The organism is Eggerthella sinensis, assembly GCF_003339815.1.
GTDB lineage: Bacteria > Actinomycetota > Coriobacteriia > Coriobacteriales > Eggerthellaceae > Eggerthella > Eggerthella sinensis.
The window spans coordinates 130,912-145,520 of record NZ_PPTT01000005.1 but is presented as its reverse complement, the minus strand read 5'-3'; the positions used below and the strand labels follow the sequence as shown (position 1 = coordinate 145,520).

Annotated in this window: 13 protein-coding genes; 8 read left to right on the top strand and 5 right to left on the bottom strand. The window is 63.9% G+C overall.

Annotated features, from left to right (window positions below):
* The first annotated feature begins 3 nt into the window (after nt 1–3).
* The gene (gene eutH / locus C1876_RS04355) at nt 4–1,254 is read left to right on the top strand and encodes an ethanolamine utilization protein EutH (RefSeq protein WP_114545496.1); all 1,251 of its coding nucleotides are present in this window, start codon (nt 4–6) and stop codon (nt 1,252–1,254) included.
* 56 nt (nt 1,255–1,310) lie between these two features.
* On the opposite strand, the gene C1876_RS04350 is transcribed toward eutH, so the two are convergent.
* The 4 genes from C1876_RS04350 to C1876_RS04335 all read right to left on the bottom strand — a co-directional run bounded on the left by C1876_RS04350 (nt 1,311) and on the right by C1876_RS04335 (nt 5,028).
* Nucleotides 1,311–1,667, bottom strand: a complete 357-nt coding sequence (locus tag C1876_RS04350; RefSeq protein WP_114545537.1) for an Hpt domain-containing protein — start codon at nt 1,665–1,667, stop codon at nt 1,311–1,313.
* A gap of 110 nt (nt 1,668–1,777) precedes the next feature.
* Nucleotides 1,778–2,392: a sugar transferase gene (locus tag C1876_RS04345; protein WP_114545495.1), complete on the bottom strand. Its 615-nt coding sequence runs from the start codon at nt 2,390–2,392 to the stop codon at nt 1,778–1,780.
* Complete coding sequence (locus tag C1876_RS04340; RefSeq protein WP_114545494.1) at nt 2,392–3,618, bottom strand: DegT/DnrJ/EryC1/StrS family aminotransferase; 1,227 nt, start codon at nt 3,616–3,618, stop codon at nt 2,392–2,394. The genes C1876_RS04345 and C1876_RS04340 overlap by 1 nt, the downstream gene beginning before the upstream one ends.
* A 120-nt stretch (nt 3,619–3,738) precedes the next feature.
* Nucleotides 3,739–5,028, bottom strand: coding sequence for a glycosyltransferase family 4 protein (locus C1876_RS04335; protein WP_114545493.1), 1,290 nt, complete (start codon nt 5,026–5,028; stop codon nt 3,739–3,741).
* A 222-nt stretch (nt 5,029–5,250) separates the two neighbouring features.
* On the opposite strand from C1876_RS04335, the gene C1876_RS04330 reads away from it, so the two are divergent.
* Nucleotides 5,251–6,273, top strand: coding sequence for an extracellular solute-binding protein (locus C1876_RS04330; RefSeq protein ID WP_227113434.1), 1,023 nt, complete (start codon nt 5,251–5,253; stop codon nt 6,271–6,273).
* 19 nt (nt 6,274–6,292) lie between these two features.
* On the opposite strand, the gene C1876_RS04325 is transcribed toward C1876_RS04330, so the two are convergent.
* Nucleotides 6,293–6,790: a universal stress protein gene (locus C1876_RS04325; RefSeq protein ID WP_114545492.1), complete on the bottom strand. Its 498-nt coding sequence runs from the start codon at nt 6,788–6,790 to the stop codon at nt 6,293–6,295.
* Nucleotides 6,791–7,162: 372 nt separating this feature from the next.
* On the opposite strand from C1876_RS04325, the gene C1876_RS04320 reads away from it, so the two are divergent.
* The 6 genes from C1876_RS04320 to polA all read left to right on the top strand — a co-directional run bounded on the left by C1876_RS04320 (nt 7,163) and on the right by polA (nt 14,482).
* Nucleotides 7,163–7,927, top strand: a complete 765-nt coding sequence (locus C1876_RS04320) for a methionine ABC transporter ATP-binding protein (RefSeq protein WP_114545491.1) — start codon at nt 7,163–7,165, stop codon at nt 7,925–7,927.
* Nucleotide 7,928: 1 nt separating this feature from the next.
* On the top strand, nt 7,929–8,612 hold the full coding sequence (locus C1876_RS04315; RefSeq protein WP_114545490.1) for a methionine ABC transporter permease: 684 nt from the start codon (nt 7,929–7,931) through the stop codon (nt 8,610–8,612).
* Nucleotides 8,613–8,658: 46 nt separating this feature from the next.
* On the top strand, nt 8,659–9,519 hold the full coding sequence (locus tag C1876_RS04310) for a MetQ/NlpA family ABC transporter substrate-binding protein (RefSeq protein WP_114545489.1): 861 nt from the start codon (nt 8,659–8,661) through the stop codon (nt 9,517–9,519).
* Nucleotides 9,520–9,638: 119 nt separating this feature from the next.
* Entirely contained in the window at nt 9,639–10,982 is a 1,344-nt protein-coding gene (locus tag C1876_RS04305) for a glutamine synthetase family protein (protein WP_114545488.1), read from the top strand.
* An 18-nt stretch (nt 10,983–11,000) separates the two neighbouring features.
* Nucleotides 11,001–11,675 (top strand): winged helix family transcriptional regulator, encoded by a 675-nt coding sequence (locus tag C1876_RS04300; protein WP_114545487.1) that lies wholly within the window; start codon nt 11,001–11,003, stop codon nt 11,673–11,675.
* 179 nt (nt 11,676–11,854) lie between these two features.
* A complete protein-coding gene (gene polA / locus C1876_RS04295; protein WP_114545486.1) occupies nt 11,855–14,482 on the top strand; it encodes a DNA polymerase I in 2,628 nt (875 codons plus the stop codon).
* The last annotated feature ends 127 nt before the right edge of the window (nt 14,483–14,609 follow it).

Below are 14,609 nucleotides of genomic sequence, written 5' to 3'. Positions count from 1 at the left end.
TTTATGGAAATGATTGGAACGGTCGTGGTGTATGTCATCATGGCCTGCGCGTTGGTGGGGGCAGTTGCTTCGGCGCTGAAGCCTGAAAGCGAACTGGGCAAGGAATTTGTGGCGGGCATCGACTCTATCGGCCCTATCTTCCTGCCGGTTGCGGGTATCATGGCGTCAGCGCCTTATCTGACGGCGTTCGTCAGCTCAGTGTTCGGTCCTGCGTATGGGGCTTTGGGGGCCGATCCTGCGATGGCCGCTACCACGTTCATCGCCATCGATATGGGCGGTTATCAATTGGCCGATGCTCTTGCTCAGACGAGGGAGAGCTGGATCATGGCAATGATGACCGGATACATGGCTGGGGCTACTATCGTGTTCACCATTCCGGTGGCGCTCAAGATGCTGGTGAAACGGGATCGAAAGTATCTTGCTCTCGGTGTCATGAGCGGCTTGCTGGCTATTCCTATTGGCGTGCTTGTGGCAAGCGTCATCATCGCCTTCTCTCAGCCGATGATTCGTGAGGTGGTGTCTACCAACGCTGAGGCTACGTATCAGCTTGCATTGAGCTTCGCGCAGATAGGCGTTAATCTCGTCCCGCTCGTTATCATCTGCCTTGCGCTTGCGCTCGGATTGAAGTTCAAACCCGATGCTATGATCAAGGGTTTTATCGTGTTCGGCCGCGTGATGGAGGCGGCGCTGAAAATCGTTTTTGTGCTGGCAGTTGTCGAGTACTTTACCGGGGTCTTTTCGATGGTGTTCGGCTCATTCGGGTTTGATCCCATCATCGCGGACGAAGATGATATATTCCGCGCGCTCGAAGTATCGGGAGCTATCGGCATGATGCTGTGCGGCGCGTTTCCGATGGTGTATCTCATCAAGCGTTACCTGGCGAAGCCCTTGGCCAAGATCGGCGGTGCGGTTGGGCTGAGCTCGGATGCAACGGCCGGCTTGCTCGCTGCTTCTGCGAACGTGTTGGCGGCGTTGTCGATGGTGAAGGATCTCAAAGCGCGCGATAAGGTGTTGGTTATGTCGTTTGCTGTATGCTGCGCGTTCCTGTTCGGCGACCATTTGTCTTTCACGGCGAATTTTCAGCCCACGCTCATTGTGCCTGTCTTGCTTGGCAAGTTGACCGCCGGCATTTGTGCAGTGGTGTTTGCGAGCTTGCTCGCGGTGAAGAAAGCGGAAGAGCTTGAGCGGCTTGATGCTGTGCAGGAGCAAGATGCGGCGATGCTCGAACCTGAGGGGGAGCCCGTAACGGTGTAACGTAAAAGAAGGCGCCTGATACGGCGCCTTCTTTTGCTTGGGTGAGAGAGACTAGTTTACGCCAATCCGCCCAACGCTTCGACGACGGCTTCGTGGGATTGCTTGAGCTCGGGCATGAGGGCTTGGGCACCTGCGAGGTCGTCGCTGCGCAACGCGTCGGTGATACGCGTGGCCAGGTCGTAGAGCTGCGTGAACGAAAGATTACCGGCGACACCCTTGAGGGAATGGGCTTCGCGCTCGCCGGCGGCAGCGTCGCCTTCCGCCATGGCGGCTTCGAGCGCATGGAAATGCGGATCGTTCAAATACTTCGTGGCAAGACGAACGAAGAGGTCTTCGTTGCCGCCGAAGCGATCCATCGCCTCAGCGTAATCGATACCGTATCTCTGTAGATATGCCATTTGATCGTTCGTCATGATGTCACTCTCCTGCATGCTCTCTTCGTACGTCCCCGTCGCGGCGTGCTCCTATGATAGAGCGTGCGGAGGACGCACGGCTGTTGGGGGAGGGGTGTGTTAAGCGAATGTTACTTCTTCTCCTTGTTGGAGTCTTCGCCTTCTACGAACACGCCTTCTTGATTGAACACGGCGGAAAACGTCTTGAAGAACACCTTCACATCGAGCGGGAAGCTGACGTTGCGGACGTAGAACACGTCGAGGGCGAGACGGTCGTGCCAGGGCAGCGAGTTGCGGCCGTAGACGGCGGCGTAGCCGGTCACCCCCGGCTTCACGGTGAGCTTGAGATGCTCGTCGCCTTCGTAGAGCTCCGTCTCGCGGCGCAGGTCGGGGCGCGGCCCGACGACGCTCATATCGCCCTTGAGCACGTTGAGGAACTGCGGCATCTCGTCGAGCGACGTCTTGCGCATGAAGGCGCCCACGCGCGTCATGCGCGGGTCGTCGGCTCCGTTGTACGTGGAGCCGTCCTCCATGACGAGGTCGGGCGCGTTCACGCGCATCGAGCGCAGCTTGTACATCTTGAAGTCGCGCCCGTCTTTTCCCACGCGCGGCGCGTTGTAGAACACGGGCCCCTTGTCCTCGAAATGGATGAACGGTGCCAGCACCGCGATGATAAGCAGCACGAAGGGCAGCGCGACCAGGCCCACGACGAGGTCGCACACGCGCTTTCCGAAACGCACGTACATCAGCAGACGCCCTCCGCTTCAAGCTCGTCGCAGGCGCGCTTGAACGATGCCGCCACGTACTCCACGTCGTCGTCGGAGAGCAGCGTGTGCAAAGGCAGCGTCACCTCGTTCTTGAACTGGGCGAACGCGTTCGGGAATTCGGCGATATCGAAGCCGAGCGCGCGGTAGGCGGAAAGCAGCGGCAGCGGCTTGTAGTGCACGTTCGTGGCCACGCCGTCGTCGGCCATGCGCTCGATGAGCGCGTTGCGGAACGCCTGCGACTTGCCCGTCAGGCGTACGAGCATGAGGTGCCCGCTCGACGCGAAGCCGTTGCCGTAGTGCTGCAGCAGCTCGACGTCGCGATCTGCCAGGGCGCGTTCGTAGCGCTCGACGATGCTGCGCCGACGGGCGAGTGAGGCGGGGTAGCGGCGCAGCTGCGCGAGGCCGAGTGCGGCCTGGATATCGGTCATGTTGCACTTCCAGCCGGGGAAGGCGATGTCGTACTCCCAGGCGCCTGCGCGGTTCTTCGCGAGCGCGTCCTTCGTCTGGCCGTGCAGCGACTGCAGCATGAACTGGCGGTACAACTCGTCGGAGTCGAACGCGCCTGCGCGCCAGGCGAGCGCACCGCCTTCGGCCGTGGTCAGGTTCTTCACCGCGTGGAACGAGAAAGCCGTGAAGTCGGCCACCGATCCGGAGGGCTGGCCCTGATACGTTGCGCCGAACGAGTGCGCCGCGTCGGCCACCACGATCACGCGGTTGAAGGCGCGCTGCAGCTCGGTTGCCGGCGTCCAGCGATCGCGTGCGGCGTCGAGGGCCGTGAACAGCCGGTCGTAGTCCACCATGCGGCCCGCGATATCCACGGGGATGATGGCGCGCGTGCGCTCGGTGATGAGCCCGTCCAGGGCGTCGTAGTCCATCTCGTAGGAGCCGGGCGCCACGTCGCACAGCACGGGGGTCGCCCCCACGTGGCAGATGACCGAGCAGGAGGCCGTGTAGGTGTAGGCGCTCGTGATGACCTCGTCGCCGGGGCCGATGCCGAGCGCGCGCAGGGCGCATTCGAGCGCTGCCGTGGCCGATGCGAACGTGGCGGCGCGGTCGGCCTGCGTGAATCGGGCGATCTCGCGCTCGAACTCCTTCGTCTTCGGACCGGTGGTGATCCACCCGCTTTTCAGCGCGTCGGCCACCTCGTCGAGTTCGGCCTGCGTGATGTCCGGCGGGGAAAACGAAATGCGTCTTTGCTCAGTCAAGATTGCTCCTTGTGTACCCTGTGAAACAGCGCACGACCTGGACGATCGAGCGCAATCGGTGTATGCCAAGCTCCCTATTTTGACGCGACCCGCCCGCTTTGGCGAGCCGCTCAACCAAAATCACAGCAACGTGCGCAGCAAATCCACGATCTCGCGATACGCACGGGGCTGGTCGAACTCGTTCTCCGCGACGGCGCGGGCCTTTGCGCCCATGATCTTGCGCAGCGATGCGTGCTCGGCAAGCTTCTCGATGGCGTCCGCAAGCGCTTGCGCGTCCTCCGCCTCCACGTTCACGCCGAAGCCGTCGGACGTCACCTTCGCGCGGAATTCGGGGCTCGAGCCCGTGTTGATCATGGGGTTGCCGCTGGCCAGGTAGTCGCCGATCTTCGTGACGATGCTCTGCGCCGCCGACGTTACCAGCGAGTTCACCGTGATGTCGGATGCGCACAGGTATGCCGCCATGAGATCGTAGGCCGTGTAGCCCAGGAAATCGACCGGCGCGTCGAGTTCGGCGGCGCGCGCTTCGAGCTTCTCGCGATCGGGGCCGTCGCCGAGCACCTTCACGCGCACGGGCGGCAGCGCGAGCGCGGGGTCGGCACCCTTCGCGGCGGCCTGCGTCAGGCGCTTGCGCTCGAGCAGGTCGGCCGCCTCGACGAGCGTGATCACGTCGTAGCTTGCGCCGAGCGTTCCGGCGTAGGTGACCCACAGCTCGCCGGCAGGCTTGTCCACGTCGGCGGCGTGCTCGCGCGCGCCCGCATCGAAGGAGGCCAGGTCGTTGCCCACGTACACGGTGGCGCGCGGGTAGGGCTTCTCGCGATCCTTCGCGGGGCGGGCGGCGTACTCGTCGGACGTGCCCACAGCGGCGGCCAGCAGCTGGTACACGCGTTTCGCATCGCGGGCGAACGGGAAGAACGCCAGGTCGCTGACCACAGGAACGTCCACCACCATGCGCATGGCCTCGGGCCACAGGTCGTTGATGTCGGCCACGAACGGGATGTGCAGCGCGTTCGCGGCTTCGGCGCACGCGCGTGCGACGTCGTTCGGCGGAATCTCCGCATAGATGAGGTCGTACGTGCCGGCCGTGCGCTCGAAGTGCGCACGCAGGTTCTTCGCGGCCACGCGATGGCTGAGGATGCGTCCGAGATCGAGGTTCTTCGTGTAGCCCGGCTCGTCGATGAACACGACGCGGTAGGGAAGGTCCTGGTAGCACGCCTTCGAGCAGTCGCGCTGCGCCTTCTCCCAATGCTGGAACGACGACGTGATGAGATCGACAGCGAAGCCCTCGCGCGCGAGCAGCTCCGACAGGAAGCGGAAGCGCGTGTAGCCGCGCGTCTCGTCCCCCAGCTTCACGCCCATCGTAACGACAGCGATATGCTTGGGAGGGCGCTTGTGGTGTTGATTGGTTTCCATAGCCTGAAAGTATACCAACTTATCGCCAGGTCGTGTACGGCGGCTCGCGTGAATGCAGCTGATTTGGTGATCCTTTGTTGGGGTGCCTTCCCTGCTCGCTCCCGCTATTCGGTTTGATTGTTCAATTATCAATTAAACTTTACAATAATGAACATCTACATTATGATAAATCACCGTTCCAATGTAATATTTGTGCTCCAATTTGATATTATGGGAGAAGATTTGAACACTCTACGGGGATATGCGGCGAAGGCTATCGCGATTGCGGTCACGCTTGTGCTTTTGTTGATAACGGTGATAGGAATCGGTGCCAAAAGCTTTGGATTCGCAACGGATGGCGACGATACCGTCGTCGTATACTCATGTGCGGAGGGCGTGCGGAACGAAGCGCTGCTCGCCGCTTTGCACGAACGGTTTCCCGACTACGATATTCGTATGCGCTACGTGCCGACGGGCAATTGCGCTGCAAAGCTCAAGATCGAAGGCGCGCAATCCGAAGCCGATATCGTGCTTGATCTTGAAGGCGGCTATATCAAGCAGCTGTCGGAGTGCCTCGAAGATCTTTCCTCGTTCGACTCAAGCGTGTACTGCGATGACCTCCTCGACGAGGATGGAACGTTCTTTCCCTTCGCCCGAGAATCTGCCTGCATCGCCATGAACGAAGAGGGGCTGCTTGCTCGTGGTCTTGATATTCCCCAAAGCTACGAAGATCTGCTTGATCCGCAATATGAAGGTCTTATCTGCATGCCCAATCCCAAGACGTCGGGTACGGGATACAATTTCGTGAAGAGCCTTGTAAACGCTTGGGGCGAGGAAGAAGCGATGGCGTATTTCGACAGGCTCGCCGAGAACGTATATCAGTTCTCGTCATCGGGCTCCGGCCCGGTTAATGCGCTTGTCCAAGGGGAGGCGCTCATAGGCTTCGGCATGACGTTCCAGGCAGTCTCCGAAATCAACCAAGGGGCCCCAATTACGGTTCATTTTTTCGAAGAGGGCGCTCCGTGGGCGGTGTACGGTGTTGGCATTGTGGAAGGGAAAAGCGAGAAGACTGCTGTACGAGACGTGTTCGCCTGGCTTGCAACTGAAGGTGTCAAGATTGACAATCAAGCTTACGTTCCCGATCAGGTTCTCAAAGCGTACACCGCCCACATCGACAACTATCCCGAGAATATCGAGTACGCGGATATGACGGGTATCACAGATGCCGATGAGAAACAGCGTCTTTTAGAGGCTTGGCAGCATTGATCGCCACCGCACGACAAGCTTACTTCTCGTCCTCGTCTTTTTTGGCTACGAGTACGGGGACCTCGGCGGAGCGTAACACGCCGTAGCTGACGCTGCCCAGCATGCCGCGGAGCACGCCGAGGCCGCGCGAGCCCATGACGATGAGGTCGCAGGCGTGGTCCTTCGCGTAGTCGTTGATGCCGTCGACGGGGGACGGGGCGTTCACGACGGCGATGTCGATGTTGTTCGACATGCCGTCGAGCAGCCCTCCGATGGCCTGCTTCATGTCGTTCTTCTCGCGCTCGAGCGCCGCGTCGACCAGCTTCTCGTACAGGTCGGGCTGGATGAGCAGCGGCGGGACGCTCTCGTAGGGGTTGGCGTCGAGTCCGAGCGCCGGCGGGATGTCGGACACGTACACCACGCTGACGACGTGCAGTTTGATGGCGGCGTCCTCTTCGGCCAGGCCTTTGGCCAGCGTGAGCGCGTGCAGGGCATGGTCCGACTTGTCGAACGGAACCAGAATATTGGTGAACTTCATGGCAAACCTCCTGATCGTTGCTGATCAAATGTCTCGAGTATAGCACGCGATTCCGAGCGTCCGCAAAAGGGGGCAACCCTGGCGACAGATCGTCACCATTGGGAAAAGCGTTCACATATCTATCGGTATTACCGATAACCAATCCCGAAATACTCGTATAACCCGCGACCGTTTTCTGCCTTGACGGAGCCGCAGCATGCCGTAAGATACACACCCATGAGTTCGCGTTTCGTACATATCACGGTCATGTGCATGCCCAAGCCTGGGACGGACGGCGCGCGCGCCGACGCTCAGGCATAGCTTCCGCGCGGCCGTCCTACGAGACGCGCCGCATCGCATTGCACGGTACGAGACGATCTGATTGAGACCATCATGATTCAGCTAACGCAGGTATCCAAAACATACGGCGGCGCCGCGCAGGCGCACCACGCGCTGCGCGACGTCAACCTCACCATCGAGGACGGCGACGTGTTCGGCATCATCGGGCAATCGGGCGCGGGCAAGTCGACGCTCGTCCGCTGCATCAACCTGCTCGAGCGCCCCACGGCCGGCCGCGTGCTCATCGACGGCGTGGACGTGACGGGCGTCACGGGCAAGCAGCTGTTGGATCTGAGGGCTTCTATCGGCATGATCTTCCAGAACTTCAGCCTGTTCCAGCAGCGCACGGTGCTGGGCAACGTGACGTTTCCGCTCGAGCTTGCCGGGCAGAAGAAGGCGGCCCGCGAAGGGCGCGCCCGCGAACTGCTCGACCTGGTGGGCTTGGCCGACCTGGCCGATCGCTACCCGAGCCAGCTGTCGGGCGGGCAGCAGCAGCGCGTGGCCATCGCCCGCGCGCTGGCGAACGAGCCCGCCGTCATGCTGTGCGACGAGGCCACGAGCGCGCTCGACACGCGCACGACGGTGTCCATCCTCAAGCTGCTGCAGGACATCAACCGCGAGCTGGGCGTCACCCTCGTGGTGATCACGCACTCGCTGGCGGTGGCGCAGAAGATCTGCAACCGCGTCGCGGTCATCGACGACGGCCGCATCGTGGAGGAGGGCGCCGTGTCCGAGGTGTTCGCCAATCCGCAGAACGCCGTCACGCGCGAGCTCTTGGAGAACAACCGCCTGTCAATCGCGGCAGACGAGGGGAGGTAGCATGGAAGCGCTCGCAACCTTCTTCAGCGAGTACGGCGCGCTGCTTGCGCAGGGCACGGTGGATACGCTGGTCATGACGCTGGCCGGCACGCTGTTCGCCTACCTCATCGGCATTCCGCTGGGCGTGGCGCTCGTGGTGACCGGCCCTCACGGCCTCAAGCCGAACCGGGTGGTCAACGCGGTGCTGGGCTGGGTGGTCAACGTGGGCCGCTCCATCCCCTTCATCATCCTGCTCGTGGCGCTCATCCCGGTGACGCGCTGGATCGTGGGCACGTCGCTCGGCGTGCCGGGCGCCATCGTGCCGCTCGTGGTGGCCGCCGCCCCCTTCGTCGGGCGCATGGTGGAGCAGAGCCTCGCGGAGGTCGACGGCGGCCTCGTGGAGGCGGCGCAGAGCTTCGGCGCAAGCGTGTGGCAGATCGTGGGGAAGGTGTTCCTGCGCGAGAGCCTGCCTTCGCTCATCCGCGGCGCGTCCATCACGTTCATCACGCTGTTCGGCTACGCGGCCATGGCGGGCGCGGTGGGTGCGGGCGGCCTGGGCGACATCGCCGTCCGCTACGGCTACCTGCGCTACCAGGACGACGTGATGATCGCCTCCATCGTGCTGTGCGTCGTCATCGTGCAAGTGTTCCAGGTTGCCGGCAACGCTGCCGCCCGCGCCGTGGACAAACGCACCAAGAACTCGTAACGCCCCCGTTCAAGTACGCATTCCCATACCGAAAGGAACCATCCTCATGAACGCAGTAAAGCTTCTGAACGCATCGACCGTCGTCAAGACGGTTGCAACCGTCGCGCTCGCCGGCGCGGCCCTCGTCGCCCTCGCCGGGTGCGGTGCCGGCGCTGCGGGCGCCGCCGCGGCAAGCGACGACAAGACCATCGTCGTGGGTGCCTCGCCCGCCCCGCACGCCGAGATCCTCGAACAGGTGAAGAGCCGCCTTGCCGACGAGGGCTACACGCTCGAAATCAAGGAGTACACCGACTACGTGCAGCCGAACCTCGCCCTCGAGGACGGCGCGCTCGACGCGAACTACTTCCAGCACATCACGTACCTCAACGACTTCAACGAGGAGAGAGGCACGAACCTCGCTTCCGCAGGCAGCATCCACTTCGAGCCGCTGTGCCTGTACCCGGGCAAGACGGCCTCCCTCGACGCGCTGCCCGACGGGGCGCAGATCGCCGTGCCGTCCGACACGACGAACGAGGCGCGCGCCCTGCAGCTGCTGCAGGCGCAGGGGCTCATCACCATCAAGGATGGCGCGGGCTTTGCCGCCACGGCCAACGACATCGTGGACAATCCGAAGAGCATCAAGATCATCGAGACGGAAGCGGCCTCCCTGCCGCGCACGCTGCAGGACGTCGATTTGGCCGTGATCAACGGCAACTACGCCATCGGCGCGGGGCTCGAGCCCTCGACGGCGCTCGCGAGCGAGGGCGAGAGCTCCGAAGCCGCCGAGCAGTACGTGAACGTGGTGGCCGTGCGCGCGGGCGACGAGTCGTCCGACAAGATCAAGGCCCTCGTGAACGCGCTGCAGAGCGACGAGGTGAGGCAGTTCATCGAGCAGACGTACGGCGTGGCCGTCATCCCCTCGTGCTAAACGCGCGCATCGACGTTTCGCCCGCGACGCCCGGCATCTGCCGGGCGTCGTCGTTTCCGTGTAACGAAACCGAAACACCGACGCGTATAATAATGTGAGGAGAGAGAAAGGACCGCGCGATGACCGTGAACCCCGAGCAGGATTTCGTCCTGAAAACCATCAAGAGCCGCGACGTGCACTTCGTGCGTTTCTGGTTCACCGACGTGCTCGGGCGCATGAAGAGCTTCGCCGTGATCCCGAGCGAGCTCGAAGACGCCTTCGCCGACGGCATGGGCTTCGACGGCAGCTGCATCGAGGGTTTCTGCCGCACGCAGGAATCCGACATGCTGGCGTACCCCGATGCCTCGACGTTCCAGGTGCTGCCGTGGCGCCCCGAGTCGAACGCCGTCGCGCGCATGTTCTGCAGCCTGCGCACGCCCGACGGCGCGCCTTCTCCGGGCGACCCGCGCCACGTGCTGGCGCGCACCGTGGACAAGGCGCGCGCGATGGGGTACGTGTTCAACGTGGGCCCCGAGCTCGAGTTCTACTACTTCAAGGACGCCGAGGGCACCGAGGTGCTCGACCGCGGCGGCTACTTCGACCTCACCAGCCTCGACTACGCCTCCGACCTGCGGCGCGACACCGTGCTCACGCTGGAGAAGATGGGCATCCCGGTCGAGTACTCGCACCACGAGAACGGTCCGTCGCAGCACGAGATCGACCTGCGCTTCACCGACGCGCTGTCCATGGCCGACGCGGTGATGACGTACAAGCTGGTCGTGAAGGAAATCGCGATGAAGCACGGCGTGCACGCGTCGTTCATGCCGAAGCCCATGGCCGGCGAGCCGGGCAGCGGCATGCACGTGCACCAGAGCCTCTACGACCTCGACGGTGCCAACGCCTTCTACGATCCGACCGATGCGCAGGGCTACCGCCTGTCGAAGGTGGCGAAGCACTACTTGGCGGGTCTGCTCAAGTACGCGCCCGAGTTCTGCCTGATCACGAACCAGCACGTGAACTCGTACAAGCGCCTCGTCGCCGGCGGGGAAGCGCCCATCTACCTGTCGTGGGCGCGCTCGAACCGCTCGACGCTCGTGCGCGTGCCGGGCTATCGCCCCTCGAGCGAGGGCGCGTGCCGCCTCGAGCTGCGCAGCCCCGACCCGAGCGCGAACCCCTACCTCGCCTTCGCCGTCATGCTGGCCGCCGGCCTCAAGGGTATCGAGGACGAACTCGAGCTGCAGGAGCCCAACGAGGACCAGGACCTGTTCATGCTGTCGCGCCAGGACCTGCGGCAGCAGGGCATCGCCACGCTGCCGGAAAGCCTCGGCGAGGCCGTGGAGCTGTTCGCCGCGTCCGCGCTCATGCGCGAGACGCTGGGCGAGCACATCCATTCCTACCTTGTGGCCGCCAAGCGCGCCGAATGGAACGACTACCAGGGGTACGTGTCGCAGTGGGAGCGCGACCGCTACCTCGCGGTGCTGTGATGCGGGGAGGGGGCGGCCATGCAGCGCAAGCGGGTCATATTCGTCGCTGACAGCCTGGACAACGCGCACAAGTTCCAGCAGGTGCTGTCGGGGCTCGACGTGGATGTGGCGGCGGGATCGTCCGCCCAGTTCAAGAAGCTGCTCGCGCAGCACCCGGCGTGCGACCTCGTCGTGTACGAGGCGCGGGACGGCGCGGCGGAAGACGTGGCCGGCATCGAGGCCGCGCTGCTCGAGGACAACACGGCGTCGCTGCTCGTGGTGGTGGCGGAGGACCAGCTCGGCCGGTTCCGCTTGCCGGTGCAGGTGAAGAGCGACTTCGTGGCGCATGGGGCCACGCCCGACGAGTGCGCGGCGCGCATCCGGCAGCTCTTGTGGCCCGGCAACGAGACCTCGACCTCGGACTGCCTCGCCGTGGAGAACATGACGGTGAATCTGGCAACCTACCAGGTGACCGTGGGGGCTGAGCCGCTCGATCTCACGTACCTCGAGTACGCGCTGCTCGCGTTTCTCGTCACGCATCCCGGGCGCACGTACTCGCGCGACGCCCTGCTGCGCCGCGTGTGGGGCTTCGACTATTACGGCGGCTCGCGCACGGTGGACGTGCACGTGCGCCGCATCCGCGCAAAGCTGGGACCCGAGCTTGCGCAGCACCTCGAAACCATCCGCGGCGTCGGGTACCTCTGGAGCGCGTAGGCTCCCGCGCGGCGTCGGCGGGGCCGTTGACGCTCCTGTCGCCGCGTTCGTTGCCGCGGCGTTGAAAACCCTCCGGTTCAGTGGGGGATTCTCTGTTTCTCGCAAAGCGGATGGGCGGGCGCGCGACCGGTTGCTCTATACTGGTCGCTCGACAAAGAAAACGACGGAGGACGCGCCTTATGCCCAAGAAGATCGCCGTCATCGACGGCAACTCGCTCATGCACCGTGCCTATCATGCCGTGCCTCAAACCATGAACGCCCCCGACGGTCGGCCGACGAACGCCGTGTTCGGCTTTCTTGCCATGCTGCTCAAGTTCATCGACATGGCGAACCCCGACGCGCTCATCTGCGCGTTCGATGCGGGACGGCCGGCATTTCGCATGGAGGCGCTTGAACAGTACAAGGCGCAGCGCCCTCCCATGGACGACGATCTCAAAGTGCAGTTTCCCATCATCGAGGAGCTGCTTGAAGCCATGAACGTGCCCGTGGTGCGCATCAAGGGCTGGGAGGGCGACGACGTGCTGGGCACCATCGCCGCGCGCGACGAGGCGCTGGGCTACGAGACGCTGCTCGTCACCGGCGATAAGGACGCCTACCAGCTGGCCAGCGACAAGACGCGCATCGTCACCACGAAGAAGGGCATCACCGACGTGGCCATCTACGGGCCGACCGAGGTGGAGGAGCGCTACGGCGTGCGCCCCGACCAGTTCATCGACTTCCTCGGCCTCAAGGGCGACTCGTCGGACAACATCCCGGGCGTGCCCGGCATCGGCGACAAGACGGCGGCCAAGCTGCTGCAGTCCTACGGCAACCTCGAGGGCATCTACGAGCACATCGACGAGCTCAAGGGCAAGCAGAAGGAGAAGATGGTCGACAACAAGGACATGGCGTTTTTGAGCCGCGAGGTGGCCACCATCGTGTGCGACCTCGACTTCCCCCTCGACCTCGAGGGATGCGCCTTCCCCGCGTTCGACCCCGATGCCGTCACCGAGGCGTTCAAGACGGTGCAGTTCAACGCGCACCTCAACCGCGTGCTCAAGCTGGTGGGCCGGGAGCTGGAGAAGAAGGCGGCCCCGCTCGTGGTGGAGCCCGTGGTGACCGGTGCGCAGGCCCGCGCGCTCGTGGACGCGGCCATCGCCCGCAACGAGACGGTGGGCGTGGCGTTCTTGGAGCCCGAGCAGGTGTCGCTGTTCAACGCGGGGCTGCACTGCGCGGTGAACACGAGCGAGGGCACGGCGCTGTTCGAGGACGACGAGGGCCTCGAGGCGTTCGCCCGCATCGTGGCGTCCGGTTCGTTCGCCGCGCTCGACGTGAAGCGCGAGGTGCATCGCGTGTATCCTTCCGACACGGCGAGCGCCGCCCTCGTGGACGACGCGCAGCTCATGGCCATGCAAGCGTTCGATTTGGGGCTGGCCGGCTACGTGCTGAACTCGTCGGTGTCCGAATACTCCTACGACGCGCTGCTCGACGCCTACTGCGGCGGCGTGCTGCCCGAGGCGAAGGACGAGGCCGCCACCACCGCGGTGCAGGCCGCGGCTGCGCGCATGCTCGTCGACCCGCTCACCGAGGCGCTCGGACGCGACGAGAGCAAGGGCGCCTACTTCGATATCGACCTGCCGCTCGTGGCGGTGCTCGCCATCGTCGAGCGCACGGGCGCGGCCGTGGACTGCGACCGCCTGGCCGAGCTGGGTGCCTCGACGCAGGCCGAGCTCGACGAGCTGCGCGCGCACATCATCGAGATCGCGGGGGAGGAGTTCAACCTCGACAGCCCCAAGCAGCTCGCGCACATTCTGTTCGAGGTGCTCGGCCTTCGGACGCTCAAGAAGAACCAGCGCGGCTACTCCACCGACGCCGCCGTGCTCAAGGAGCTGTCGAACGACCACGAGCTGCCGGCGCTCATCCTGCGCTACCGCGAGCTCGCCAAGATCAAGTCCACCTACATCGACGCGCTGCCGCGCATGCGGGCCGACGACGGCCGCGTGCACACGTGCTTCAACGAGACGGTGACCACGACGGGCCGCTTGTCCTCGTCCGACCCGAACCTGCAGAACATCCCCGTGCGCACCGAGTTCGGCCGCCAGATCCGCGAATGCTTCGTGCCGCTCGAGGAAGGCCACAAGTTCCTCTCGGCCGACTACTCGCAGATCGAGCTGCGCTTGCTCGCGCACCTGTCGGGCGACGAGCACCTCGTGGCCGCCTTCTGCTCGGGGGCCGACTTCCACGCCGCCACGGCCAGCCGCGTGTTCGGCCTGCCGGTGGAAGAGGTGAGCCCCGAGCTGCGCAGCCGCGCGAAGGCCGTCAACTTCGGCATCGTGTACGGGCAGCAGGCGTTCGGCCTGTCGCAGAGCCTCGGCATCCCGTTTTCCGAGGCGAAGGAGATGATCGAGCGCTACTTCGAGGCGTACCCCGGCGTGCGCACCTATCTCGATGCCACCATCGCCGAGGCCAAGGAGCGCGGGTACGCCGAGACGATGTTCGGCCGCAAGCGCCACATCCCCGAGCTCAAGGCGTCGAACGCCACGCAGCGCGGCTTCGGCGAGCGCACGGCCATGAACCATCCCATGCAGGGCAGCGCCGCCGACATCATCAAGCTGGCGATGACCGAGGTGCAGCGTCGCATCATGGCGGGCGGCTTCAAGGCGAAGCTCATGCTGCAGGTGCACGACGAACTGGACTTCAGCGTGCCCGAAGACGAGGTGGAGGAGCTGTCTGCCATCGTCAAGGACGTCATGGAGACCATCGTGGAGCTGCGCGTGCCCCTCGACGTGGACGTCTCGGCCGGCGAAACCTGGGCCGAGGCTCACTAGGCCGTTTTTGTCGGAGCTGTGATGTTCGAAAAAATCATGCCACGCCACCGCGTGTAGCTAGAAGTATCTGCTATCATATGAACGTTGCGCTCTGTGGAAGCGTAACAAGGAGAAGAGTGCGATGATA

Excerpts from the sequence above, each read along its gene's own strand:
- eutH (WP_114545496.1), top strand. The coding sequence starts at position 4 with ATGGAAATGATTGGAACGGTCGTGGTGTATGTCATCATGGCCTGCGCG.
- C1876_RS04350 (WP_114545537.1), bottom strand. The coding sequence starts at position 1,667 with ATGACGAACGATCAAATGGCATATCTACAGAGATACGGTATCGATTAC.
- C1876_RS04345 (WP_114545495.1), bottom strand. The coding sequence starts at position 2,392 with ATGTACGTGCGTTTCGGAAAGCGCGTGTGCGACCTCGTCGTGGGCCTG.
- C1876_RS04335 (WP_114545493.1), bottom strand. The coding sequence starts at position 5,028 with ATGGAAACCAATCAACACCACAAGCGCCCTCCCAAGCATATCGCTGTC.
- C1876_RS04325 (WP_114545492.1), bottom strand. The coding sequence starts at position 6,790 with ATGAAGTTCACCAATATTCTGGTTCCGTTCGACAAGTCGGACCATGCC.
- C1876_RS04320 (WP_114545491.1), top strand. The coding sequence starts at position 7,163 with ATGATTCAGCTAACGCAGGTATCCAAAACATACGGCGGCGCCGCGCAG.
- C1876_RS04315 (WP_114545490.1), top strand. The coding sequence starts at position 7,929 with ATGGAAGCGCTCGCAACCTTCTTCAGCGAGTACGGCGCGCTGCTTGCG.
- C1876_RS04310 (WP_114545489.1), top strand. The coding sequence starts at position 8,659 with ATGAACGCAGTAAAGCTTCTGAACGCATCGACCGTCGTCAAGACGGTT.
- C1876_RS04305 (WP_114545488.1), top strand. The coding sequence starts at position 9,639 with ATGACCGTGAACCCCGAGCAGGATTTCGTCCTGAAAACCATCAAGAGC.
- C1876_RS04300 (WP_114545487.1), top strand. The coding sequence starts at position 11,001 with ATGCAGCGCAAGCGGGTCATATTCGTCGCTGACAGCCTGGACAACGCG.
- polA (WP_114545486.1), top strand. The coding sequence starts at position 11,855 with ATGCCCAAGAAGATCGCCGTCATCGACGGCAACTCGCTCATGCACCGT.